General features: G+C 41.3%; 29 protein-coding genes. 17 read left to right on the forward strand and 12 right to left on the reverse strand.

Features of this window, described 5'->3' with window-relative positions; genetic code table 11:
* The first annotated feature begins 17 nt into the window (after positions 1-17).
* Positions 18-779: an SDR family NAD(P)-dependent oxidoreductase gene (locus AAYR28_RS02665; RefSeq protein ID WP_345808917.1), complete on the forward strand. Its 762-nt coding sequence runs from the start codon at positions 18-20 to the stop codon at positions 777-779.
* Positions 780-1,011: 232 nt separating this feature from the next.
* Here AAYR28_RS02665 and AAYR28_RS02670 read toward each other — a convergent pair whose 3' ends face one another.
* The gene (locus tag AAYR28_RS02670; protein WP_025093561.1) at positions 1,012-1,380 is read right to left on the reverse strand and encodes a UPF0715 family protein; all 369 of its coding nucleotides are present in this window, start codon (positions 1,378-1,380) and stop codon (positions 1,012-1,014) included.
* Positions 1,381-1,657: 277 nt separating this feature from the next.
* Between AAYR28_RS02670 and AAYR28_RS02675 the strand changes: the two genes are divergently transcribed.
* On the forward strand, positions 1,658-2,806 hold the full coding sequence (locus AAYR28_RS02675; protein WP_345808918.1) for a type II asparaginase: 1,149 nt from the start codon (positions 1,658-1,660) through the stop codon (positions 2,804-2,806).
* Between the two features lie 18 nt (positions 2,807-2,824).
* Here the strand turns inward: AAYR28_RS02675 and AAYR28_RS02680 are convergent, their stop codons facing one another.
* Positions 2,825-3,736 (reverse strand): alpha/beta hydrolase, encoded by a 912-nt coding sequence (locus tag AAYR28_RS02680; protein ID WP_345808919.1) that lies wholly within the window; start codon positions 3,734-3,736, stop codon positions 2,825-2,827.
* Positions 3,737-3,792: 56 nt separating this feature from the next.
* A complete protein-coding gene (locus AAYR28_RS02685) occupies positions 3,793-4,245 on the reverse strand; it encodes a MarR family winged helix-turn-helix transcriptional regulator (protein ID WP_034284102.1) in 453 nt (150 codons plus the stop codon).
* A 419-nt stretch (positions 4,246-4,664) separates the two neighbouring features.
* Here AAYR28_RS02685 and AAYR28_RS02690 point away from each other — a divergent pair, with 419 nt between their 5' ends.
* The 3 genes from AAYR28_RS02690 to AAYR28_RS02700 all read left to right on the forward strand — a co-directional run bounded on the left by AAYR28_RS02690 (position 4,665) and on the right by AAYR28_RS02700 (position 7,433).
* Positions 4,665-5,270, forward strand: a complete 606-nt coding sequence (locus AAYR28_RS02690) for a TetR/AcrR family transcriptional regulator (RefSeq protein ID WP_034284099.1) — start codon at positions 4,665-4,667, stop codon at positions 5,268-5,270.
* A 31-nt stretch (positions 5,271-5,301) separates the two neighbouring features.
* Entirely contained in the window at positions 5,302-6,504 is a 1,203-nt protein-coding gene (locus AAYR28_RS02695) for an MFS transporter (protein WP_034284096.1), read from the forward strand.
* Between the two features lie 140 nt (positions 6,505-6,644).
* A complete protein-coding gene (locus AAYR28_RS02700) occupies positions 6,645-7,433 on the forward strand; it encodes a GNAT family N-acetyltransferase (protein WP_345808920.1) in 789 nt (262 codons plus the stop codon).
* Here the strand turns inward: AAYR28_RS02700 and AAYR28_RS02705 are convergent.
* Positions 7,425-7,898: a GNAT family N-acetyltransferase gene (locus AAYR28_RS02705; RefSeq protein WP_065215267.1), complete on the reverse strand. Its 474-nt coding sequence runs from the start codon at positions 7,896-7,898 to the stop codon at positions 7,425-7,427. The two genes, AAYR28_RS02700 and AAYR28_RS02705, sit on opposite strands and share 9 nt — an antisense overlap.
* 41 nt (positions 7,899-7,939) lie before the next feature.
* Here AAYR28_RS02705 and AAYR28_RS02710 point away from each other — a divergent pair, with 41 nt between their 5' ends.
* Entirely contained in the window at positions 7,940-8,209 is a 270-nt protein-coding gene (locus AAYR28_RS02710) for a YesK-like family protein (protein WP_034284090.1), read from the forward strand.
* On the opposite strand, the gene AAYR28_RS02715 is transcribed toward AAYR28_RS02710, so the two are convergent.
* The 3 genes from AAYR28_RS02715 to AAYR28_RS02725 form a co-directional block, all read right to left on the reverse strand.
* Positions 8,206-8,745, reverse strand: coding sequence for a GNAT family N-acetyltransferase (locus AAYR28_RS02715; protein WP_034284087.1), 540 nt, complete (start codon positions 8,743-8,745; stop codon positions 8,206-8,208). The genes AAYR28_RS02710 and AAYR28_RS02715 overlap by 4 nt on opposite strands.
* Entirely contained in the window at positions 8,742-9,137 is a 396-nt protein-coding gene (locus tag AAYR28_RS02720; RefSeq protein WP_024425420.1) for a VOC family protein, read from the reverse strand. The genes AAYR28_RS02715 and AAYR28_RS02720 overlap by 4 nt, the downstream gene beginning before the upstream one ends.
* A 68-nt stretch (positions 9,138-9,205) precedes the next feature.
* Positions 9,206-9,829: a GNAT family N-acetyltransferase gene (locus AAYR28_RS02725; RefSeq protein ID WP_345808921.1), complete on the reverse strand. Its 624-nt coding sequence runs from the start codon at positions 9,827-9,829 to the stop codon at positions 9,206-9,208.
* A gap of 149 nt (positions 9,830-9,978) precedes the next feature.
* Between AAYR28_RS02725 and AAYR28_RS02730 the strand changes: the two genes are divergently transcribed.
* From AAYR28_RS02730 to AAYR28_RS02755, 6 genes are all read left to right on the forward strand, one after another.
* Positions 9,979-10,530: a TetR/AcrR family transcriptional regulator gene (locus tag AAYR28_RS02730; RefSeq protein WP_345808922.1), complete on the forward strand. Its 552-nt coding sequence runs from the start codon at positions 9,979-9,981 to the stop codon at positions 10,528-10,530.
* 85 nt (positions 10,531-10,615) lie between these two features.
* Positions 10,616-11,158 (forward strand): dihydrofolate reductase family protein, encoded by a 543-nt coding sequence (locus AAYR28_RS02735; RefSeq protein ID WP_345808923.1) that lies wholly within the window; start codon positions 10,616-10,618, stop codon positions 11,156-11,158.
* 107 nt (positions 11,159-11,265) lie between these two features.
* Positions 11,266-11,739, forward strand: coding sequence for a MarR family winged helix-turn-helix transcriptional regulator (locus AAYR28_RS02740; RefSeq protein ID WP_041116800.1), 474 nt, complete (start codon positions 11,266-11,268; stop codon positions 11,737-11,739).
* On the forward strand, positions 11,723-12,346 hold the full coding sequence (locus AAYR28_RS02745; RefSeq protein WP_034284077.1) for a nitroreductase family protein: 624 nt from the start codon (positions 11,723-11,725) through the stop codon (positions 12,344-12,346). The genes AAYR28_RS02740 and AAYR28_RS02745 overlap by 17 nt, the downstream gene beginning before the upstream one ends.
* Before the next feature lie 17 nt (positions 12,347-12,363).
* Positions 12,364-13,416 carry an LLM class flavin-dependent oxidoreductase gene (locus tag AAYR28_RS02750; RefSeq protein ID WP_345808924.1) on the forward strand — a complete coding sequence of 351 codons (1,053 nt, stop codon included), beginning with the start codon at positions 12,364-12,366 and terminating at the stop codon, positions 13,414-13,416.
* A 350-nt stretch (positions 13,417-13,766) separates the two neighbouring features.
* Positions 13,767-14,060 carry a hypothetical protein gene (locus tag AAYR28_RS02755; RefSeq protein WP_252050123.1) on the forward strand — a complete coding sequence of 98 codons (294 nt, stop codon included), beginning with the start codon at positions 13,767-13,769 and terminating at the stop codon, positions 14,058-14,060.
* Positions 14,061-14,093: 33 nt separating this feature from the next.
* On the opposite strand, the gene AAYR28_RS02760 is transcribed toward AAYR28_RS02755, so the two are convergent.
* The gene (locus AAYR28_RS02760; RefSeq protein ID WP_252050124.1) at positions 14,094-14,657 is read right to left on the reverse strand and encodes a helix-turn-helix domain-containing protein; all 564 of its coding nucleotides are present in this window, start codon (positions 14,655-14,657) and stop codon (positions 14,094-14,096) included.
* Positions 14,658-14,766: 109 nt separating this feature from the next.
* On the opposite strand from AAYR28_RS02760, the gene AAYR28_RS02765 reads away from it, so the two are divergent.
* Positions 14,767-15,354: a LysE family transporter gene (locus AAYR28_RS02765; protein WP_075622433.1), complete on the forward strand. Its 588-nt coding sequence runs from the start codon at positions 14,767-14,769 to the stop codon at positions 15,352-15,354.
* A 4-nt stretch (positions 15,355-15,358) separates the two neighbouring features.
* Here AAYR28_RS02765 and AAYR28_RS02770 read toward each other — a convergent pair whose 3' ends face one another.
* A complete protein-coding gene (locus tag AAYR28_RS02770) occupies positions 15,359-15,910 on the reverse strand; it encodes a GNAT family N-acetyltransferase (RefSeq protein ID WP_070326733.1) in 552 nt (183 codons plus the stop codon).
* Between the two features lie 126 nt (positions 15,911-16,036).
* Between AAYR28_RS02770 and AAYR28_RS02775 the strand changes: the two genes are divergently transcribed.
* Positions 16,037-16,222 (forward strand): CsbD family protein, encoded by a 186-nt coding sequence (locus AAYR28_RS02775; RefSeq protein ID WP_034284069.1) that lies wholly within the window; start codon positions 16,037-16,039, stop codon positions 16,220-16,222.
* 148 nt (positions 16,223-16,370) lie between these two features.
* Entirely contained in the window at positions 16,371-17,033 is a 663-nt protein-coding gene (locus tag AAYR28_RS02780; RefSeq protein WP_345808925.1) for an O-methyltransferase, read from the forward strand.
* Between the two features lie 36 nt (positions 17,034-17,069).
* Here the strand turns inward: AAYR28_RS02780 and AAYR28_RS02785 are convergent, their stop codons facing one another.
* Entirely contained in the window at positions 17,070-17,396 is a 327-nt protein-coding gene (locus AAYR28_RS02785) for an AzlD domain-containing protein (RefSeq protein ID WP_034284067.1), read from the reverse strand.
* Positions 17,393-18,118 (reverse strand): AzlC family ABC transporter permease, encoded by a 726-nt coding sequence (locus AAYR28_RS02790; protein WP_041116816.1) that lies wholly within the window; start codon positions 18,116-18,118, stop codon positions 17,393-17,395. The genes AAYR28_RS02785 and AAYR28_RS02790 overlap by 4 nt, the downstream gene beginning before the upstream one ends.
* A 297-nt stretch (positions 18,119-18,415) precedes the next feature.
* On the opposite strand from AAYR28_RS02790, the gene AAYR28_RS02795 reads away from it, so the two are divergent.
* Both AAYR28_RS02795 and AAYR28_RS02800 read left to right on the forward strand, forming a co-directional pair.
* Complete coding sequence (locus AAYR28_RS02795; protein WP_144496831.1) at positions 18,416-19,291, forward strand: DMT family transporter; 876 nt, start codon at positions 18,416-18,418, stop codon at positions 19,289-19,291.
* A 62-nt stretch (positions 19,292-19,353) separates the two neighbouring features.
* Positions 19,354-20,373, forward strand: a complete 1,020-nt coding sequence (locus AAYR28_RS02800; RefSeq protein WP_345808926.1) for a S66 peptidase family protein — start codon at positions 19,354-19,356, stop codon at positions 20,371-20,373.
* A gap of 35 nt (positions 20,374-20,408) precedes the next feature.
* Here AAYR28_RS02800 and gltP read toward each other — a convergent pair whose 3' ends face one another.
* Entirely contained in the window at positions 20,409-21,659 is a 1,251-nt protein-coding gene (gltP, locus tag AAYR28_RS02805) for a glutamate-aspartate/proton symporter GltP (RefSeq protein ID WP_024425437.1), read from the reverse strand.
* Positions 21,660-21,827 lie beyond the last annotated feature (168 nt).

The raw sequence follows: 21,827 nt of genomic DNA on the forward strand, positions 1-21,827 counted from the left end.
GAATAGGGGGATTTAAAATGAGTTATACAGTCATTACAGGAGCAAGCTCAGGTATTGGATATGAGGCGGCTCTCGCCTTTGCAGCACGAGGGAAAAATCTTATATTAGCTGCACGGCGGCTTGATAAACTCCAAGAATTGAAGAAGAAGATTCATGATCAATATCCCGATATCAAAGTAGTCATACAGTCAGTCGATTTAACAAACATAGAGCAAGTGTATTCATTTTATGAATCATTGTCAGATTATGAGCTGGATACGTTCATTAATAATGCAGGGTTTGGTCACTTTGGCTCTATAGGAGAACAAGATTTAAGTAAAATAAGGGATATGCTTCATCTGAATATCGAAGCATTAACGATTCTATCCACCTTATTTGTTCGTGATTATGAGCAAGTAGAGGGAGCGCAGCTCATTAACATTTCTTCACGAGCCGGTTATACAGTCGTCGGCAATGCCGTCACCTATTCAGCCACGAAGTTTTACGTGAGTGCCTTTACAGAAGGACTGGCACTAGAGTTGAAAGGAAAAGGAGCCAAATTACAGGCGAAAATATTAGCACCTTCCGCGACAGAATCAGAATTTGCAAAGCGTTCATTGGATGTAGACGAATTTGAATATGAAGGCAATTTCAAGAAATATCATACATCAAAAGAAATGGCAGCTTGTCTGCTTGAGCTTTATGACAGTGAAAAAACAGTCGGTATTGTGGACGGAAAGACATTCGAATTTGAATTGAAAGATCCGATCTATTCACATGCTGGTACAAGTATGAAATAACGATTCCCATCACTGAGGTAGATTTCCTTAGTGATTTTTTTATGGCATGATTGGCTGTGTGGTCAAGCATAGGAGAAATGTAACAAGTGAAGGCGATTAAGCATTACAAAATTGCCCTTTGTCACTTTACAGAAAAGGATTTTGTACGTCCTAGGAAGATCGCTCAAAATGGATACCGATTATTTGATGAGAAAAATGCTTTAAAGAAACTAATGAGAAAAACACCTTCGCGTTAGGTGTTTTTTTCATGCATTCTTTGATAAAACAAAGAATCACAAGTCCAGTAGATAAGACTGCTCATGATGATGATGGGTAAAGACGCTTGACTCCCAATTCCATCAATGAAAAAGAGCATGACAACCATTGCAATCAGTAAATACGCAGCTAAATAAAGAGGATGGAAAGCCTTTGGCTGCAAAGAAAACAATAACTGCAAAGGAACCGCAAAGACGAAATAAAAAACAAAAAAGATAGGAATATAAAATATTAGAAACGCAGGCTCAGCTTGAATAGGTGGAAATAAGCAGACAAACAAGCCGAGTAAAATAGAGCTGATGAATAGAGTGATTAGGATTTTGTAAAAGGGTTGAAGCGAATGCAAAATGTATACTCCTTTTTTGTAAAATTTACTATATTTTATCATAAATTCATTAACAAGCATCAGTTATTTTTAAAATACGCCACCTTCAATACTCAACTTAATTACAGCAAATTTAGGTAATAAGAATTGAATAAATCATTAATATAATGCCCTTTTTACCTTTATTTGGTTCTATACCTTTAGCCTCATGCCGATGAATGAAGGTATGGTATAAAGTAAAGCCTATAGAAAGAGATTTAGCCATGAAATCCATCAAATGAGGAAAAGAGATGATCCAATGAACATGACAAAATGGTTAGGTGCTGTCCTTCTTTCTGTTTTATTACTGGTGACAGCAGCCTGTGCGAACACGGGCACTCAAGAGAATAGTCAAAATGAAAAAGAGAACGTATCGAGTGAAACAAAAGAGAAAAACAAGGTCGTTGAAACAGGGAATAAGTCCTTATCAAATATTAAGGTATTAGCCACAGGCGGGACGATTGCTGGCAGTTCAGACAGTGATACAGATACGACGGGCTATAAATCTGGTTCACTCGGCATTGATAAAGTCATTGCTTCCGTTCCACAGCTGAAGGATATTGCAAATGTCACGGGTGAGCAGGTTGCGAATGTCGGCAGTGAAAATGTTGATAACGCTCTTCTTTTAAAATTAGCCAAGCGAGTGAATGAACTATTAAAAGATGATCAAGTTGATGGCATTGTCATCACGCATGGAACAGATACACTTGAAGAAACAGCTTACTTTTTACATCTGGTTGTTAAAAGTGATAAGCCTGTGGTGGTCGTTGGCTCAATGAGACCAGCATCGGCAATCAGTGCGGATGGTCCGCTTAACTTGTATCATGCGGTGAAAATTGCATCAGCCAAAGAAGCAAAGGGCAAAGGGGTCATGGTCACATTAAATGACCGAATTGCATCAGCTCGATTTGTTACAAAAACAAACACGACCACAACCGATGCCTTCAAGTCACTTGAGCAAGGATACATCGGAGAAGTTACTGGTGAAGTGGTGTCCTTTTATAACGAACCGACAAGAAAACATACGACTGAAAGTGAATTTGATGTATCAAAGATAAAAGAATTGCCGCAAGTTGATATTTTATACGGCTATCAAAATGATCAAAAATATATGTATGATGCCGCAGTAAAAGCAGGTGCCAAAGGAATTGTCGTGGCTGCAGCAGGAAATGGAACGATATCTACAGAAGCCATCAAAGGGGCAACAGATGCAGTGAAAAAAGATGTGGTTCTTGTGAGATCAAGCCGTACGGGGAATGGAATTGTCACCCGCGAAAAAACGGATGATGAACATCACTTTGTGTCCTCTGATTCATTAAACCCGCAAAAAGCACGTATTCTGCTGATGCTGGCACTGACGAAGACAAAAGATCCAGTTAAAGTGCAAAGGTATTATGAACAGTATTAATGAAGAAAAAGACCCAAGTCATATTGGGTCTTTTTTTATGCATTGTTTCTGATGTTCAGCACGTTCCTTTAAAGAGAGTAAAATATCTCGCCAAATATCGTCTACATCAGTAAGAAAATGCCCCGCTTGATCTATATAATGGGTTTTGACGTTTGGAATCGCCTGAGCTATTTTTTCTATTTCTACAAATGGAGCCATTGTATCTTCTTTTCCATGCCATACATCAACAGGGATTTGAATATCTTTCATATCGAATGCCCATGGTTTCGAGAGTAAAATGGGTTCACGAATACATTCATCCACTGATTGACGAGTCGCTTCGTGTAAATGTGTCATCATCATCTCTAACTGCTCATCGGTTTGAAGGAATTGCCGATCCCATGGATGTAAATGCTTGTTCCCGTTTTTGGCCAGCTTCTTAAATTTCTCTGGTTTGTTCTCAATCATTTTTTTCTGGGAACGATAGCTTGCTTTCAATAGCCAAGGAAATTTCTTACTAAGGAAAAAGGCTAATTTATTTTCTTTCAGCATGCTTTTTGGCGGTTTTCCGCCTTGAAAAGGGGTTGTGCTTGAGATCAGAGCGGCTGAAAGGACGCGATCCGGTAATTGATAGGCACAACCAGCTGCGAATGCGCCGCCTCCAGATACACCCATCACTGAAAAATGTTGAATGCCAAGATCATCTGCCACTTCCAGCACGTCTTTTGCCCAGTCTAAAATTGTACGGTCAGGTAGAGGGGTGGATAAACCGAATCCAGGTCGATCCAAACAGATGAGACGAATGCCGAGCTTTTGAGAGATTGGATCATCATCTAAAAACATCACTCTTGATCCAGGTGTTCCATGAAAAAAGAAAATTGGAAACCCCTCAAGATCACCGTATTGAGTCAAACCAATGTACCGGCCATCTTGTAAATGAATGCTTTGCATATTTTCATCCCCTTAATAGTTTAGATAACTTAAATATCAGTGAGAGAAACACCGTATTAAGGCGCTTCTTTTGCAATCTGATAGATTTTTTCGTATAGAGATAGTAATGTTTTTAAATCTTCTTTTGGAAGCTTTGCATAATATTTTTGAATAAGGTGCAATTGAATGTCTTCCGTATTCTTGTGGTAGTCATGGCCCTTTTGAGCAAAATCAACAATGATTTCTCTTCGGTTATGTGGATTAATTTCTCGTTTGACATAGCCGAGCTGCTCAAGCTTTGATACAAGCTGGCTAGCTGCGCTGGCAGAAATCGAAAAGTAATCAGCTAATTCATTGATTGTTCTCGTTTTCGTGCGCAGCAGCTCAAGTGTCAGCTCTTGTTTGGCTGATAAATCTGCATACTCATGTTTTAAAAATCGTTGATACTCTTCTACATAAATTGAGCCTAGAGCATTCGAGTATTCAATGATCTTTTTACCGTAATGAATGATTTCCTCATCCAATGACATCACCTCTCTTCTATTATAGGCAATCTTTATATTTAAGTGAAGTTAAATATAAAGAAAAGTTAAATGAATGATGGATATATTTGAAAGGAGATCACCGGTATATCCACTTTTTCATCAAAAAGGGACATAGTATACTTCCCATGACCCCTGCACATTCATAAAATGTGGTTGGTTTGAATTTGAACACGTAGTACGCCAAAGTAGCCATGAAAAGGTCGCAGAAGAAAAATACATATAAGTCCTTTTTGGTGATAGCGCAAATGACTGTTCTGTTTGTTTTCACATGAATCACTCCTTATGAAGTCGATGACCTTTTCATTGTATTATAAGGAAAATCCATTTATAATTAAAAATAAACCAACTGGTCGGTTTTATTTAGTCTGCATGAAGAAATGCAGGGTAGAAAGGGATTGTGACACATGACAAGTACACAAAGCGGGGCTGGAAAGAGTGAGAAGACGAAGCAAAAAATCGTCACCGCTTCTCGTGATTTATTTGCGAAAAAAGGTTATTCAGAAACATCCGTGCGTGATATTTTAGAGGCTGCTGAGGTGAGTAAAGGCAATCTCTATCATCATTTCAAAGGAAAAGAGTTTTTGTTTCTTCATATTATGGAAGAGGATCATCGTTTGATGATGGAAACGTGGCAAGAGGAGAAGAAAACACTGAACCGAGCTATCGACAAGCTTGCCGGGTTTGCAGAACTGCTCAGTCAAATGGGCATTAACTACCCATTAATGAGAGCGAGTGAGGAATTTTGTGCCAGTGCCTTTACATCAGACGAAGTCATGGAACGGCTGAACAAGATTGATGTCGATTTTGATGATGTGATGAGAGATATCTTACTTGAAGGAAACAAAGATGGCAGCTGGTCAATCCAGCATGTGGAGTCAAAAGTGAAAATATTACTTTCCGTTTTTTATGGATTAGACGTGTTATATAAAAATGACACCATCGAGCAGAAGAAAGAGTTACAAAAAGAGGCGATCTCATTGTTTATTCACGGAATCAACCATCATGAGTAACAAGTGAGTCAGTAAAGGGGAAACAAACATCATGCAAAAACCGATTCGTGAGCAAAAAGCAGTACTCGTTATTTTATTAAGTAATATATTTATTGCGTTTTTAGGCATCGGTCTCATTATTCCTGTCATGCCGCTATTCATGAATGTCATGCATCTAACAGGAAGTACAATGGGATACCTTGTGGCGGCGTTTGCCGTTGCTCAGCTCATCGCATCACCTATTGCAGGTAGATGGGTAGACCGCTACGGAAGAAAGATTATGATTGTGTCTGGGCTGTTTCTATTCGCATTATCAGAACTCGTTTTTGGTCTTGGTACACACGTGTATGTTCTGTATGTTGCAAGGCTTCTAGGCGGTATTAGTGCGGCATTTATTATGCCGGCTGTCACTGCGTATGTCGCAGATATTACGACCGTTCAAGAAAGATCAAAGGCGATGGGTTATGTCTCTGCGGCCATTAGTACCGGTTTTATCATTGGCCCGGGAATTGGCGGGTTTATTGCAGAATACGGCGTACGCCTGCCATTCTTCTTTGCGGCAGGGATTGCGTTTATTGCCGTTATTTCGTCTATGTTTATGCTGAAGGAGCCTTTAACAAAAGAAGAGCGAGCGAAGCAAATGAATGAAGTGAAAGAATCGACTTTCTTTAAAGATTTGAAAAAATCAATTCATCCAAGCTACCTCATCGCCTTTATCATTGTGTTTGTCCTCGCATTTGGACTATCTGCATATGAAACAGTCTTTAGCTTGTTCACAAATCATAAGTTTGGATTTGGTCCAAAAGATATTGCCGTGATCATTACCGTCAGCTCGATTGTGGCTGTCATCATACAAGTACTTGTGTTTGGTAAACTGGTAAATGCCCTAGGAGAAAAAAGAGTCATTCAGCTATGTCTGATTATCGGGGCTGTCCTTGCTTTCGTTTCAACTGTTGTTTCAGGCTTTTTGGTTGTTCTGATTGTCACATGTGTCATTTTCCTTGCGTTTGATTTATTACGTCCAGCATTAACGACCTTCTTATCTAAAATCGCTGGCAACCAGCAAGGATTTGTCGCAGGAATGAACTCCACCTACACAAGCCTAGGTACGATTTTCGGGCCGGCACTTGGCGGCATCTTATTTGACCAAAATATTCACTTCCCATTTCTATTCGCAGGTGTTGTCTTATTTCTTGGATTAGGCTTAACCCTGATTTGGAAGGGAAAAGTGTCAGAAGAGGCAGCGGCAGAATAATGTCATGCAGAAGTAAGAGACCTTTTAACTAAGGTCTCTTTTTTTAATTGCGTTATTGATGCAGAAGAATTCCTTTTGCTGAAAAGAGACCTGAATGTCAGCAGCTTTTTCTTTATAATGGAAGGGAAGGAGGAGAAATCGTGCATTTCTTAGAACGGCAAAAGACACCATCAATGAAAAAAGGAATTCGGCAGATCGATCCGGCATATCCAGTGTTTGTAGATGCGGTCATGGATGGTTTTATTCAAGGAAATCTTTATGTAGATAATGAAGCGCATCCGCTTGTTTATTTTCTCGAAGCTTCATGCGGCATTTATTATGTAGCAGGAAGGAATGAAGTGGAGCTGTTACGCTGCTCAGCCTTTATCGTGGAGGTGTACGAAAGGCAGAAAAGACAAAACGGCCGATTTACCATATTTTCAGCAAATCCATTAACAGATGCGATGATGAAAAAATGTCTTGGGTCACATCTGAATGAAATGGAAAGACATGCGTACGTTTATTCACAGGCATATTCTCATGCCGCTCAGTCTCATCAAGGCTATAGAGTAGAGCGGACAAATGAGCAGGTGATGACTGCAAGCAGGACTTTTCCTCCCAGCTATTACGAAGCCTATTGGGGAGAAACAGCTCGTTTTCTATCAAAGGGAATCGGGATTGCCATTTTAGATGGAGAGAACGTGGTAAGTGAATGTGTCTCTATTTTTTCAAGTAAGGATCGTGCGGAGATAGATATTTGGACAGATGAAACATATCGAGGAAAAGGTTTGGCACTGCTGGCAGCTCAGCATATGATCAGCATCTGTCTTGAAAAAAAGAGGACACTGCATTGGGATTGCGATGTCCATCACCTAGCTTCAATCAAACTAGCAGAGAAGTTAGGCTTTCAGAGGCTCAAAACCTATCGATTATTTTATGGTTCAAGATGAGAAGGTTTTGAGATACCAAGCATCCATTGCAGAATGCTCAGAGCCTTCAAGCGGTTCTGAAAGAAGAGAAAAGCCATACCGCTGATAAAGGCCTATAGCCGCTGTTAATTCCCGGCGCGTCTCTAAATAACACGTTTCATAGTATGTAGAGGCATATTCCAGCGCCGTATCCATCAGTTTTTTGCCCGCACCTTTTCCTTGTGCTTTTGGACTTAAATAAAGCTTTTGTAATTCACATACTCCCTTTGTAAATGGAGCAATCCCTATACCGCCCACAATCTCACCCTGCTCTTCAGCAATCCAATAGGCTGCATGAGTCAATGATTGATAGTATTCGAAAAGCTGGTCAAGTTGGGGGTCAGTGTAGGCTGTTCCTTCAATCGCTAGATTCGCTGATTCTAGTGAGCTGCGGATGATCGCTGCGATATACGGGTTGTCTTTTTGCTCAATGGGTCTAATGTTCATTTGAAGTACCTCCATTGTTATGGGTTAGGAGTTGATATCACATGTTCTGGCTGCAAACCGCCTTTTTTACAATCGTTGTCTTGTGTCTCTCATGGTGGGCAGGGAAAAGACGCCGGCAGCGCCATGCGGGGTTCATTGTCCCTATATGCTTGATTTTATTTGGTTTGGTTTTATTGATTGTCAGTTTTTTTATTGGCAGATGGGAAGGCATGGCGCTTAGTCTAGCGAGTGTCTCTATCGTTCTCTCTTCCATTATTTGTTTAATCATCGTCACTGGGATTCAATTTTTTAAAAAAGACGACTTTTCTTAAACAGGAGCATCTGTATTCATCATGTGGTTATATTCTTCACGAAGGATGCCCATGATGATGACATCTGAGTATGTACCGTTGAAATAGAGCGCTTGGCGTCTTTTTCCTTCATATTGAAATCCGGCTTTCTCATAGCTTCGAAAGGCCCTTGGATTGTGGGAAAAGACTTCAAGCTCAAGACGGTTGAGTTCTAATGTGTCAAAGGCAAATGCTTGAACCATCCGAACCGCTTCAGTGCCATAGCCCTTTTGAAAATGCTCCGGCCCGTGAAGCGCAATGCGGAAGCTTGCCGTATGATTGATTGGATCAATGTCCACAATCGCCGCATCCCCAATCATCTCTTTCGTGTCTAGCAGACAAATAGCGAAATCTCGTCTGCTGTCATCTTGCAAAAAGCGGGTATAGGCGGAGCGGATTTCTTCTAGTGTGAACGTTTTGCGTGTGCCAGTCATATAAAGTGTCTCTGCATGCTGGCATCCTCTTTGAATACCAGGATAATCTTGCTCTTCAATCGGTCTCAAAAATATACGAGTCATGACGGATCACCCTCCTCTATATATCGAGAGATTTCAATTAAATTCAGATCAGGATCACGGATATAAACAGATTCAATTGGACCTAATGTACCGGTGCGTCTGACCGGCCCCTCTTCAATGGGGACCACTTGCTTCCGGAGGTGCAGCAGCAAACTGTCCATGTCTAAATCGGTGATAAAGCACAAATCATGAGATCCAGGAAGAGGATGAGCCGCTTTTGGCTCAAATTCATGACCAGCTTCATGAAGGTTGATTTTCTGTAAACCAAAACGAAGCGCTTTACGGCCTTCACCAAAAGTTTCTTCCTTCATCCCTAATACGTTTGTATAAAAGCGAATGGTGTCCTCCATATGTTGTACAGTCAACACGATATGATCAAGTCGTCGTATCATCAGTCTCTCCTCCAAGTATGATCATTGATTGAACTGACTCTATTATATCATCACCTGACGAGGATACCTTATTTAATCACGGTTTTATAGCTCCAGCTTTCCAAGGACATTTCCTTTCCGCGCAGTACCCTTTCATCAAACTCCATCCAGCCATTTTTCCGGTAGAAATGACGATTGGCCTCGTTGTGTGTCATCAGTGTGAACAGTCCGCCGCCTTGCTGGGCGATAAAGGGAAAAAGGCATTGCCTTAACATGCGGCTTCCGAGTTTTTTCCCTTGCTCGTCTTTTGCCACGACAAGTGCTTCTAAATACCAGTAAGGCTGCTTTAAGGAAGAACATGCTTTTTTCGCCTCCTTTAACACACGGAACACATGCTGAACCGCCGATATACCGCCAGTGAAGAGCAGCTTTAACCCACCTGACAGCACATAATCCATGACGCCTGGTTCAGGAAGACGCGGATGCTTTAAAAGGGCAGCAGTCACAATTTTTTCGTTCTCAACCCCGACCAAACAGATTTGATGCTGAAAATACACCTTTGTATTGACCAAATGCAGTTGACGAGCGAAAGCAGACCGGTTTTTGACCTTTTCACATAATAGGTCAAAAAATGAATAGTCCTGAAACGAATCATCTAACAACTCTGCCACTTGAGGCAGTTCATCCTCTCTAGCAAGTCTGAAATGAAACATATGATGGTCCTCCTTTACTGAACACATATAGATTATTGAACATGTGTTGATTATAATAAGAAGTAAACCAATCGAACATCGGCAATGGATGAAATCCTGTTCATAAATAGACATTTGGCGCCTGATTGTTCAGCAATGGAGGGGATGTCATGAAGGACAGACGAACAATCAAAACAAAAAGAGCCATTCGGGAAAGCTTTCTTGAGCTGTTAAAGGAAAAGGAAGTGCAGCAGATTACGGTATCAGAGCTATCAAGGAAAGCGGATTTAGGCAGGGGAACCTTTTATTTGCACTATCAAGATGTGTTTGATTTATATGAACAGCTTGAGAAAGAACTATTCGATCAGCTCGGGGGATTATATGATGAAACCTTTCCAAGTCAGGACCCTCTTGATATGCTTTCCTTTTTAAACAAAACGACGGAGTACTTGAAAGAGAATCAATCTATGTTGACGTTATTTGTAAAACCAAATGGCCCAACCACCAATCAATTCAAAGCATTTTTCAAAGAAAAAATCATGAAAGAGTGGCAGCATGATCAGCGGCCGATTACAGAAAATGAACAAATCGAGGCCTCTTTTGTCGTGTCTGGTGTCGTGGGTGTACTCGAGGAATGGATTCATGAAGAAATGACCATTGATGCCGGCAAACTCGCGCATAAATTATACGAGCTTCTTCTCAAGGTGGAACAGGAATCGTAAAAAGGGAGAAAGTTATGTAGCCTTTGTCTTTCCTTTTTGATAAAATAGAATATATGTTCTTATTCGGAGTAAGGGAGTGGTGGGATTGAGTGAGAAAAGGAAGCTGCTATTTTATGGGGCGATAAGTATCGATGGATATTTAGCGAGAGAGGATCACCGCCTCGATTGGCTGATAGGGACAGAGGGCGAAGAAGAAACGAGCTATGACACCTTTTATGCGTCAGTCGATACGCTGATTATGGGGCGCAATACATATGAACAAGTGCTTCAGCTATCACCAGATGGGTTTCCTTATGAAGGAAAGACTTGTTATATCATGTCACGTACGTTACAAGACAGTTTGGAAGGAACGCATATCATTCGCGAAGATTTCTTATCATTTGTCAAAAAATTAAAGAATGAAACAGGCCGGCATATTTGGATTGTCGGCGGCGGGGGACTGCTTCAATCATTCCTACAAGCAAGATTGGTTGATGAGCTTTTTCTTCAAATCGTACCTGTCATGATTGGAAGAGGAATTCCTCTATTTTCACCGGCGGATCTGGAATTTAGGTTTTCATTACAGGGAGTACATCAATACAAACAAATTGCTGAAATGCATTTTATCTTAAAAGAAGAGGATCACTGAACCAAGGTGGTCTTTTTTTATGAAATAAACTCGTTGACAAGAAAATATCCTAGTGTTAGGATAAATTTATCCTAGTTTTAGGATTTCTTGAAAAAGGAGTAGTTGCCATGGTGCAGCATGATCATGAATTAGATTTAAGGCTATTCCGCGTGTGGATGAAAGCCTATCAAGCCCTTTTTACAAATATCCAAAAAGACATTGAACGTTATGATATAGGATTTGAAAACTTTCAAATCCTAGAATTGCTCTACAGTAAAGGGCCTCAGCCTGTTCAAAAAATTAGCGACATCCTGTCAATCCCAAGTGGAAGCATGACATATGTCGTGAACAAACTAGAAAAACAAGAACTGGTGAAAAGGCAATGTGCGCCTTCAGATAAGCGGGTCTTTCATGTACGGCTGACGGAAAAAGGGAAGCAATTGTTTGACGACATTTTCCCTAAACACACAGAGGTCATTTCACAAAATCTAGCCTTTATTGAAAAAGAAGAAAAAGAGCAGCTCATTGAATTACTGAAAAAAATCGGTTTAGGTGCAAAACAACTTCGCGAAAAGGGGAAACAAGATGACACTCAGCTTTGATACGTTGGTACGTGAAAGACGATCCGCATCAAATTTTTTGCCAAATATCTCGATTTCGAGAGAAGAGCTTAACAGCATATTTGAAGAGGTCAAGCTGGCACCATCCGCTTTTAACTTACAGCACACACAATATGTTGTCGTCCAAACAGAAGAGCTGAAAGAACAAGTAAGAGAAGCGGCATTTGGACAATATAAAGTGCACTCTGCTTCAGCAGCGATCATCGTACTCGGAGATCCAAATGCTTATGAGCACGCAGGGAACATATATGAAGGCCTAAAAATGCTAGGCATTATCAATGCGCAGCAATATGAAGAAATGGTCAGAGAGACCGTGAGCTTTTATGAGCAGAGAGGAGCAGATTTCCAGAAGGAAGAGGCAATCCGCAATGCTTCATTATCTGCCATGCTGTTTATGCTTGCCGCTAAAAATAAAGGCTGGGATACTTGCCCGATGATCGGTTTTGATCCCGAAACAATGAAAAAGGTATTAAACATTCAATCAGATTTGGTTCCTGTGTTAATGATTACACTTGGAAAAGAAAAAGTAGAGAGCAGACAAGCAAGAGGCTATAGAAAGCCAGTTTCTGAATTTGTGACATATTTATAAGATAGGGGGTTCCCATCATGGAACTAGGAATTAGTACATTTGTTGAAACAACACCCGATTTTCAAACAGGAAAAACAGTCAGTCACGCACAGCGTATTCGAGAAGTAGTAGAAGAAATTATTTTAGCAGATCAAGTCGGTCTCGATGTATTTGGCGTAGGTGAGCATCACCGTGAGGATTTCGCCGCATCGAATCCAGCTGTCGTCTTAGCGGCTGCAGCCACACAAACAAAAAATATTCGTCTGACAAGTGCAGTGACAGTTCTTTCATCAGCAGATCCTGTTCGTGTATTTCAGGATTTTGCAACGCTGGATGGACTATCAAACGGACGTGCAGAAATTATGGCAGGCCGTGGTTCATTTATTGAATCATTCCCGCTCTTTGGCTATGACCTTGATGACTATGAAGAATTATTTGAAGAAAAGCTTGATTTGCTGCTCAAATTACAGCAGTCAGAGCGTGTCACATGGAGCGGAAAGCATCGCCCATCCATTCAGGATGTTGGCGTGTATCCAAGACCTGTTCAAGATCCGCTTCCAATCTGGATAGGCAGTGGAGGTAACCGTGAATCTGTTGTACGTGCTGGATTACTAGGGTTACCGCTTGTACTCGCAATCATTGGCGGAAGTCCTAGACAGTTCGCACCGCTCGTTCAGCTGTACAAGCAAGCGGCAGTGCACGCTGGACATGACCCTGAGAAATTAACTGTAGCATCACATTCTCATGGATTTGTTGCGGCAGAAACAGACCTGGCAGCAGATCAATTCTTCCCATCTACACAGCATGTGATGAACACATTAGCGAGAGAGCGAGGCTGGGGACCTTATACTCGTTCTACGTTTGATGCAGCCAGAACTTTAGAAGGCGCACTGTATGTAGGAGATCCAGATACCGTGGCAGAGAAAATCATTCACCTTAGAAAAAATGTAGGCATCACACGTTTTATGCTTCATGTACCGGTTGGTTCAATGCCGCATGATCAAGTGCTAAAAGCCATTGAGCTATTTGGAAAAGAAGTGGCTCCTAAAGTAAGAGAAGAGGTTGCCCGCTGGGAAGCAGAGCAAAAATAAATAAAAAGGCCGATCAAGAGAATAGGTTTGATCGGCTTTTTCTTATGCTTAAGGATCAATGACACATGGTTTCACCGTAGGACATGAGGCGGCAGAAGCAAATGGTGTGGTCGTCAAAGTGAAGAGGAAAACAAGTTGAAAACAGATGAGCCATTTTTTCATGAAATCACCTCCGTTCACAATTGTTTCACTAGATTGAGATGAGGATAAAAGCATAGAAGTGTGTAACACGCTCTATCCAGCATAAGACAATGATATCATAATTTTCAAAAGAATGAAAAAATAAACTTACAAAAGTTCTAAATTATGGTATAGTTTATACGTTCAACAAAAAAGGGAGGGATTTTTTTATGAAAAAGGTCATGTCTTCTGTTTTGGTTGGAGCAATTGTCTTAACGGGTGCTGGAGTCACAATTGCTCCAGTGGAAGCAAAGGAGCAAACAAACAGTGAAATAACGGCTCAGGCCAGTCGAACTGTTTCAGTAACAAGAACATATACGACATCAAACATCCCAGAAAGTATTGTATATGCAGAGGATGGCTGGGTCGGGATTTTAAAACAAACCTCTATTGAAGAATTAGGATTAGGAAAATATAGAGTCACATTTACTGGAACAGTGGTACGCGACCCAGGATTTAATTAAATAAAACGCAAAGCTGACAGGTGGACAAGCCTGTCAGCTTTTTTCATGAGGATAATAAAGAATCATTTGCATTCGGACCATTTGTTCCCCGGTTTGTTGATACGTGTGCGTCCGGTCCGCTTTAAAACGAATAGAGTCTCCGGCTTTTAAGGTGTATTGTTCATCACCAATGGATAAATCAAGGACTCCCTCAAAAACAGTGATCAATTCCTCTGTTCCTCCAATGTGTTCATTCGCACGCAGCGACCCGCCTCGATCAATTTCCACTCGGTACATTTCAAATTTCCCCCGGTCATCAAAAGGAAAAGTCGTGTACACACGATATCGGCCGTCGTCCTCAGTTAAAACCTGTGCGTCTTCCTTGCGTACTACCTTGATTTCAGGCTGCGGTGAGTGAATGAGCTCACTAAAAGATACTTTTAATCCGTTGGCGATTTTCCACAAAGTCGTGATGGTAGGGGTCGATTCTCCTCTTTCAATTTGTCCAATCATCGTCTTGCTGACACCAGTTAATTCTGCCATCTTTTCGAGGCTCAATTTTTTTTGATCTCTAAGTAGCCTCACATTTTTAGAAATAATCGATTGTACGTCTTCCATGAAAAAACTCCTTTCTCTATTTACTTTATAAAGACCGAACGTTACAATAAAACGCAACATACGCAATAAAGTAATTAAAGTCTATATAACGTATAAGGGAGGCGGCATTTTGATTGTATCTATGTTGATTTATGCTTTTGTTAGCAGCTTTACCCCAGGGCCCAACAACATCATGGCCATGGTCTTTACGAATAAATATGGGGTCAAGCAAACATTTCGCTTTTGTTTAGGTGTGGGGATCGGATTTCTCGTTATTTTGTGTTTGAGCTGTTTCTTTAATATCATTCTTTATCAAGTGATGCCGAAAATAGGCTGGGTCATGGCGTTCATCGGAGCTGCATACATGATTTATTTAGCGGTCAAAATCATGAAAAGTAAAGGCGGAGATGACGAAACACTTGATCGCTACAATCATTTTATCCCTGGTATGATGCTGCAATTTATCAACCCAAAAGCGATCTTGTATGGATTGACTGTGATTTCAACATTTGTTTTGCCATATGGACAATCTAATATGCAGTATGTCATATGGACGCTGATTCTCGCACTCATTGGCTTTCTCGGTACATTCAGCTGGAGCTTATTTGGCTCTTTGTATAAGCGTTTTTTGACTGCTTACGAAAAACCGTTCCAGTATGTGATGGGGCTGCTTCTGATATACAGTGCGATTTCAATGATATGGGGCTATGTGATGTAAGTAGTCAGGAGCTTGGCCGCTGTCTGCCCATCACAACAGTATCATAATATAATCCGTCACTCAGCCGTTTATCGTTTTTTAATACGCCTTCAATCAAAAAGCCGTGGTTCTCATACAACCGAATGGCTTTTTTGTTCGTTTCCAGCACTTGAAGTGACATCTTCTGAATACCCTGCTGATCTGCCCAGTCGATTGAAGCGGCTAAAAGCTCTTTCCCGATGTGATAGCCCCAAGCATCTTTCTGGATGGCGACGCCAAATGTCACTTTGTGAGCAGATCGCTTGAGTGAATGGCCCTCGCATCTTGAAAAACCGACAATTTTTCCTTCAATAGCAGCGACCAAAAATAAATGCCGGCTTTGTTTAGTATCCTCTTGAATCAAAGCCTCAAATGCTTTTTCATCAAGAAAGGCTTCGCCTGGTTCACGGTCTAAATATTCTGTTTCACCATCGATTTTCAGTCTGAGAGCTGATAACTGCTTGGCATCAGCCGCTGAAGCGGACCGAATATGATAGGTCAACCCACGCACTGTGAATATCTTTTTAGAGATGATCATTAATGAGAACACCCACCCTTCTTTCCAGTATGTCTATCATACCTGAAACGTGTACATCGCACACTCAGATGTTTTGTATCTTTCAAAAAGGCTAAATGAATAGTATCAAACGTGGAGGTGGAAAAAATGAGTAAAGAAAAAGGACATATGGATAAAGCGAAAGGAAAAACAAATCAAGTCAAAGGTCAAGTCAAAGAAAAGCTTGGTGAAGCAGCCGATCATCAAAACTTGAAAGCAGAAGGGAAAAAGGATCAAGCAAAAGGAAAGCTCCAAGATAAAAAAGGGGATGTCAAAAATAAGCTGAACGAGTAGAACCGAAACTAGTAGGTTGCTTCATGTATTCCTCATCACATGTTTTTCATCAAAAAAATGAATAGATATGTGAAAAGAATTGATTATACGCTCTCACGATCATCATGTAGACTTGAGAGAGAAGACATAATCAAGGGAGATGGATGAAATGGAGCACGTGTGGGAGAAAGTCGACGAGTATATCACAGACAAGCTGATCCCTAAAGATGATGTATTGGAGCAAGCCCTTACTCATAATAAGCAAGCGGGTCTGCCAGAAATTGATGTGTCACCAGCCCAAGGGAAAATGCTTTATTTATTAGCAAAAACGAAGAATGCAAAGCGCATTTTAGAAATCGGGACACTCGGTGGATACAGTACTATTTGGCTGGCACGTGCTCTTGAGGAGGATGGGGAACTCATCACATTAGAGGCTGTCAGCCATCATGTACAGATCGCACAGCAAAACATCAGCAGAGCGGGCTTATCGGAACGGGTGAGCATTTTGGAAGGAAAGGCATTAGATACGTTATCTCAGTTAAAAGAGAAGGCTGCGCTTCCATTCGATTTCATTTTCATTGATGCAGATAAACCGAACAATCCGAAATATCTGAAGTGGGCGTTAGATTTCTCGAAAAAGGGAACAGTCATTATTGCAGACAATGTCGTCAGAAATGGTGCAGTCCTTCATGACTCTGATGAGGATGAACGAGTACAAGGAACTCGTGAATTTTTCGATTTACTCAAACAAGAGCCGAGAATAGAGGCAACAGCGATTCAAACTGTTGGGGAAAAAGGTTATGGTGGATTTGTATACGGAATCGTCAAATGAAACAAAGCTTAACCACATGTGGTTAAGCTTTTTCTTTTAGAAAAACCATCTAGCAGTGCCCATCAGCATGACGCCGACAAGAACAGTAAGTGACAGGCTTTTTGTCCAAACAGCAATGAGTACAGTAGGAGTCAAGACAGCCAGATACATCCAGTGGATAGTGACGCCTGTGCCTGTTGTTGTATGGATGAAGAGATGCTCTGCAATCAAAGCTGCAAAGATACAAATAGGAATAAACGATAACCATTTCAGCACCACTTCAGGCAGCTGAATACTCCGTACAAATATAAAGGGTACGACTCTCGGAATGACGGTGACGATCATACAACCAACAATGAGCCATAACATAAAGCTGCTTATCATTTATCTGTCACCACCCCAATGGTTGCGACAAGTACAGTAGCTATGAGAACAGCCACATGTGATGGAACAAAATGAAGCAGAACAAACATGGCAACGACCATATACAACACAAGCGACAGGCGATGAGTTAACTTATTTTTGGGTACTGTCTGTAACGAAAGGACTAGCAGTGCGGCAAACATCGCTGATAAAGCAAAATCAAGACCAAGCGCTTCAGGATTTGAAATCCAGTGTCCAAAAATGCCGCCAAGTATGCAGGCTGCAATCCAGCATAAATACGCTGTTATGTTCAGTCCGTGCATCCACCTGTTATTCAGCTTTCCTTGCTGCGCTAATTTATTCATCGCTACACCGAAGGATTCATCAGTCAGCAAAAGACCGAACCCAATATTTTGTTTCACAGAGTAGCGTGTAAAATGAGGAGCAAGCGTCAGGCTGAGCAATAAATGACGCAGATTCACAATAAATGTGGTGAAAATAATAGCAGAAAGGGGACTCCCTGTCACAAGCAGTGCACAGATAATAAACTGTGAAGCACCTGCGTAAATAAAAATCGATAAAAGCGCAATGTCCCATATACTTAACTGTGCGCTAATTCCAACAATTCCGAAGGCAAACCCAATACTCATATAACCGAGCAGGGTTGGCACACAATCTTTTATTCCCTCAAGAAACGGTTCATGTTCCGTGCTGGGAATGTGTTTCCTCGCTTCAATATCCAACGTCCTCTACTCCTTTTCTTCGTGGCCACCTATAGTTTTACTTACTATATGAAAACGAATTCAGCATGTCAATACCCGTTTATCTTCTATTATATGAAGAAAAATGGTGACAAAAAAGGATTGAAGTCAACCAGAATTTGTTATAAAGTAGTCTGAAAATAAAAACAAATGAGGTGACGACAATGCTATGGAAGCCTTTATTTGAACATGATGTACCAAACACCCTCCGTCCATAACGGAGAGTGATCTCCGTTTGTGGATATGGCGGTCAATATATCCAGTAACGGAGGGGAAAAGATGAAGGAAAAATATATAGGCGCCCTTTACCTAGCAATCGCTGCAAGTATTTGGGGCGGCATGTACGTTGTTGTCAAAGTAACAGTAGCGGTGGTTCCGCCGCTTGAGCTTGTATGGATGAGATATGCTGTAGCAGGAATCGTGCTGGTGTGCACCATCTGGCGCTTGGGCTATTCCTTTCGATTAGATAAAAAAGATATCCCGCTTGTTGTCATGATCGGATTGATCGGAAATTTCCTATCAATTGTGACCCAAGAAATTGGCACCATGTATACGTCGGCACAAATGGGGGCTGTGATTACATCTGCGACCCCTGCTTTTATGGTGCTGTTTGCGTTCTTTCTATTAAAAGAAGCCATGACTGTTCGAAAGTGCGCATCCATCCTGCTTGCGACAGCAGGTGTATGGCTCATGATTGGACCAGTCGCAGTGCAAACAGATGAATTTGTTGGCGGTCTTTCATTAGTTTTCGCTGCTTTAACTTGGGCGCTGATGTCTGTTTTGCTGAAACGAGTTCCAGGAAAATACCCTCAAGTCGTGACGACCACATATGCGATCATCATTGCATTCATTGTCTTAACACCACCTGCTTTATTTCGTTTACCTCATCTAGATGTGGAGCAGATGGCCAGGCCGGAGATTTGGGGCGGTATTCTTTATCTAGGCATCATCTCAACAGCTCTAGCATTCTTTTTGTGGAATAGAGGGCTTCAATTGATGGATGCCTCGAGCGGAGGTCTGTTCTTCTTCTTTCAACCGATCGTAGGGGCAGCTCTCGGCTGGCTGCTTTTAGGTGAAGAGATGGGGATACGCTCATTCATTGGGATTCTATGTATCTTTGTAGGAGTCTATACTGTACTGCGTCAAAAGGAATAAAAGAAGATGTCCCTTCTAACAGGGGCATCTTCTTTATAAATGAGAGAGGGTAGGGAAGCACAATGATACAATTTCCGTATTTGCAAAAAGGACAAACAATTGGCGTTACAGCACCTTCCTCAGGTGTACAGCCATCTTTGCATGACATGTTTCAGCTTTCATGTGAACGAATGAAAAATAGAGGCTATGATGTTATATGTGGAGAGACGGTCTGGCATCAGGAAAAGGCAAAATCTGCCCCTGCGATAGAACGAGCAAACGAACTTCAGTACATGATGACATGTGAGGAGATTGATCACATCATCCCGCCATGGGGAGGACAGCTGCTTATGGAAGTGTTAGAGCACCTTGATTTCTCATCCATGCAAAAAAAGTGGATTCTAGGATACTCAGATACGAGTGCACTCCTGCTGGCGTTGACATTAAAAACAGGCATTGCTACAGCGCATGGGCCGAACTTAGTAGATCTTCAGGGAGAAGAACTTGATCAAACGACTGTCATGTGGGAAGAAGTACTTTCAACAAAAGGCGAAATGGACATAAGTCAGTTTTCTTCATCTATGTATCAAAAGGAATGGAAGCGTGACGATCCGATTAAACATGTCTTTCATTTAACAGAATCGACCTCATGGCATACGATTGATCAACAAGAAAAGACAGTAAAGGGAAGACTGCTGGGTGGCTGCATTGATGTCATACGTCATTTAGCAGGGACACCTTATGGGGACGTCAAAACTTTTCAGAAAATATTCATAAAAGATGAACCAATTCTCTGGTATTTCGAAAACTGTGAATTAAATGCTGCAAGCGTGAAGAGATCACTTGTTCAATTAAAACTAGCAGGGTGGTTTGATCACTGTTCAGGTATGATGTTTGGGAGAAGTGCAGTAGATGTGCCTGTTGAAGGGTATCAGTATCAGGATGTATATGAAGAATTACAAAAGGAACTACAAATCCCCATTTTTTACGATATAGATTGTGGGCATGTCCCGCCGCAAATGACGCTGATTAATGGGGCATATGCAGAAGTGCAGCTGCAACCTCAAGGAAAAGCCGTACTAAAGCAAACATTTTTAGCATAAAAAAGGAAAGGGTGAACCCTTTCCTTCATATAACATTACATCCCTTTTGTTTCTTCACCAGCTTTAGGAACTTCCCACGCTGACTCACGGAATACTTTTTCCCATTTAGATACGACAATACATGCTACGGCATGCCCTGGAACATTCACGCCTGTTCGTGCCATATCCATAATTCGGTCAACACCGGCTATGATGGCGACGCCTTCTGCTGGAAGACCGACTGCATGAGCGGTTGCCAAAAGAACAACGAGTGAACCGGATGGCACAGCTGCAATACCTTTACTCGTTAATACAAGAACCAGCATCATCAAAAGCTGCTGTGACAGACTCATGTCTACACCAAACGCTTGTGCAAGGAATACACAGGCAACCGATAAATATAAACTTGATCCATCGCAATTGAGAGAAAGACCAGATGGAATCACGAAGGAAACGATTCTTTTTGGACACCCGTATTTCTCCATTCGTTCCATCAATTGAGGAAGGACAGTTTCAGTGCTCGTAGTAGAGAAGGCAACAAGGAACAAATCCCAAATCATTTTTAATACTTCGAAGTAGTTAAAACGGAAGATCAGTGCGACCAGAGGGAATAAAGCAAAGAGAATAATGAATAATCCTAAAAATACAGTCCCGACAAGCTTCATCATTGGGATTAATAAAACAATGCCATATTGGCCGACAGAAGCAGCCATTAATGCAAGAACCCCAATAGGTGCTGTCACCATCACCATCTGTGTGAGCTTAAACATGATTTGTGCCACTGATTCAAAGAAGGTGAGAACAGGAGCAGAAGCTTTACCGATGCCGCTTGCCGCTACACCAAATAAGATGGCGAAGAAAATGACAGCAAGTAAATCATTCTGAGCCATAACATCGACGATATTGGTTGGAATGATATCTAATACCATTTGTTTAAAGTCAACGACCTTCTCAGTATAACCATCTAATTCCCCAATATCTTTCTTAGCTAATTTAGAGAAATCGAGGCCAACCCCAGGCTTTAGCCCGTTTGCCAATAATAATCCGATCCCAAGAACGATGGTTGTGATGACCTCAAACCAAATGATCGTCTTTAATCCAAGGCTGCCCATTTTCTTCATGCCGCCGCTGCCGGCTGCACCAATTACAATGGTTGAGAAAACGATTGGAACAACGATCATTTTAATCAGCCTGATGAATCCATCTCCAATTGGCCTGAGTGCCATTCCGAAGTCAGGGAAGAAATGGCCGATAAGAGCTCCTATCACCAAAGCGATCATGATTTGAAAAGCGATAAACTTTTTCATCATCTCCTACCTCCTTTAAATGTCTGGAAAAGTATTAAGAATTTTCCAATAAATAAAAATTCTATGTGGCCATGTTTTGTCCTCCTTTGTATTTAGAAAGATTTTATTTAAGAATCATTGGAATTATGAAGAAAGAGAAGAAAATAGGGCTATTACATGTCTATTGAT

This window comes from Bacillus safensis, assembly GCF_039619585.1.
GTDB classification, from domain to species: Bacteria; Bacillota; Bacilli; order Bacillales; family Bacillaceae; genus Bacillus; species Bacillus safensis.

What these genes read in the sequence shown, in the direction of transcription:
- AAYR28_RS02755 (WP_252050123.1), top strand. Translation starts at nt 13,767, where the DNA reads ATGAAAAAGGTCATGTCTTCTGTTTTGGTTGGAGCAATTGTCTTAACG.
- AAYR28_RS02770 (WP_070326733.1), bottom strand. Translation starts at nt 15,910, where the DNA reads ATGATCATCTCTAAAAAGATATTCACAGTGCGTGGGTTGACCTATCAT.
- AAYR28_RS02780 (WP_345808925.1), top strand. Translation starts at nt 16,371, where the DNA reads ATGGAGCACGTGTGGGAGAAAGTCGACGAGTATATCACAGACAAGCTG.
- AAYR28_RS02760 (WP_252050124.1), bottom strand. Translation starts at nt 14,657, where the DNA reads ATGGAAGACGTACAATCGATTATTTCTAAAAATGTGAGGCTACTTAGA.
- AAYR28_RS02775 (WP_034284069.1), top strand. Translation starts at nt 16,037, where the DNA reads ATGAGTAAAGAAAAAGGACATATGGATAAAGCGAAAGGAAAAACAAAT.
- AAYR28_RS02725 (WP_345808921.1), bottom strand. Translation starts at nt 9,829, where the DNA reads ATGTTTCATTTCAGACTTGCTAGAGAGGATGAACTGCCTCAAGTGGCA.
- AAYR28_RS02720 (WP_024425420.1), bottom strand. Translation starts at nt 9,137, where the DNA reads ATGATACGACGACTTGATCATATCGTGTTGACTGTACAACATATGGAG.
- AAYR28_RS02690 (WP_034284099.1), top strand. Translation starts at nt 4,665, where the DNA reads ATGACAAGTACACAAAGCGGGGCTGGAAAGAGTGAGAAGACGAAGCAA.
- AAYR28_RS02750 (WP_345808924.1), top strand. Translation starts at nt 12,364, where the DNA reads ATGGAACTAGGAATTAGTACATTTGTTGAAACAACACCCGATTTTCAA.
- AAYR28_RS02715 (WP_034284087.1), bottom strand. Translation starts at nt 8,745, where the DNA reads ATGACTCGTATATTTTTGAGACCGATTGAAGAGCAAGATTATCCTGGT.
- AAYR28_RS02710 (WP_034284090.1), top strand. Translation starts at nt 7,940, where the DNA reads ATGTTCTGGCTGCAAACCGCCTTTTTTACAATCGTTGTCTTGTGTCTC.
- AAYR28_RS02695 (WP_034284096.1), top strand. Translation starts at nt 5,302, where the DNA reads ATGCAAAAACCGATTCGTGAGCAAAAAGCAGTACTCGTTATTTTATTA.
- AAYR28_RS02795 (WP_144496831.1), top strand. Translation starts at nt 18,416, where the DNA reads ATGAAGGAAAAATATATAGGCGCCCTTTACCTAGCAATCGCTGCAAGT.
- AAYR28_RS02785 (WP_034284067.1), bottom strand. Translation starts at nt 17,396, where the DNA reads ATGATAAGCAGCTTTATGTTATGGCTCATTGTTGGTTGTATGATCGTC.
- AAYR28_RS02745 (WP_034284077.1), top strand. Translation starts at nt 11,723, where the DNA reads ATGACACTCAGCTTTGATACGTTGGTACGTGAAAGACGATCCGCATCA.
- AAYR28_RS02685 (WP_034284102.1), bottom strand. Translation starts at nt 4,245, where the DNA reads ATGTCATTGGATGAGGAAATCATTCATTACGGTAAAAAGATCATTGAA.
- AAYR28_RS02675 (WP_345808918.1), top strand. Translation starts at nt 1,658, where the DNA reads ATGAACATGACAAAATGGTTAGGTGCTGTCCTTCTTTCTGTTTTATTA.
- AAYR28_RS02680 (WP_345808919.1), bottom strand. Translation starts at nt 3,736, where the DNA reads ATGCAAAGCATTCATTTACAAGATGGCCGGTACATTGGTTTGACTCAA.
- AAYR28_RS02705 (WP_065215267.1), bottom strand. Translation starts at nt 7,898, where the DNA reads ATGAACATTAGACCCATTGAGCAAAAAGACAACCCGTATATCGCAGCG.
- AAYR28_RS02740 (WP_041116800.1), top strand. Translation starts at nt 11,266, where the DNA reads ATGGTGCAGCATGATCATGAATTAGATTTAAGGCTATTCCGCGTGTGG.
- AAYR28_RS02665 (WP_345808917.1), top strand. Translation starts at nt 18, where the DNA reads ATGAGTTATACAGTCATTACAGGAGCAAGCTCAGGTATTGGATATGAG.
- AAYR28_RS02800 (WP_345808926.1), top strand. Translation starts at nt 19,354, where the DNA reads ATGATACAATTTCCGTATTTGCAAAAAGGACAAACAATTGGCGTTACA.
- gltP (WP_024425437.1), bottom strand. Translation starts at nt 21,659, where the DNA reads ATGAAAAAGTTTATCGCTTTTCAAATCATGATCGCTTTGGTGATAGGA.
- AAYR28_RS02730 (WP_345808922.1), top strand. Translation starts at nt 9,979, where the DNA reads ATGAAGGACAGACGAACAATCAAAACAAAAAGAGCCATTCGGGAAAGC.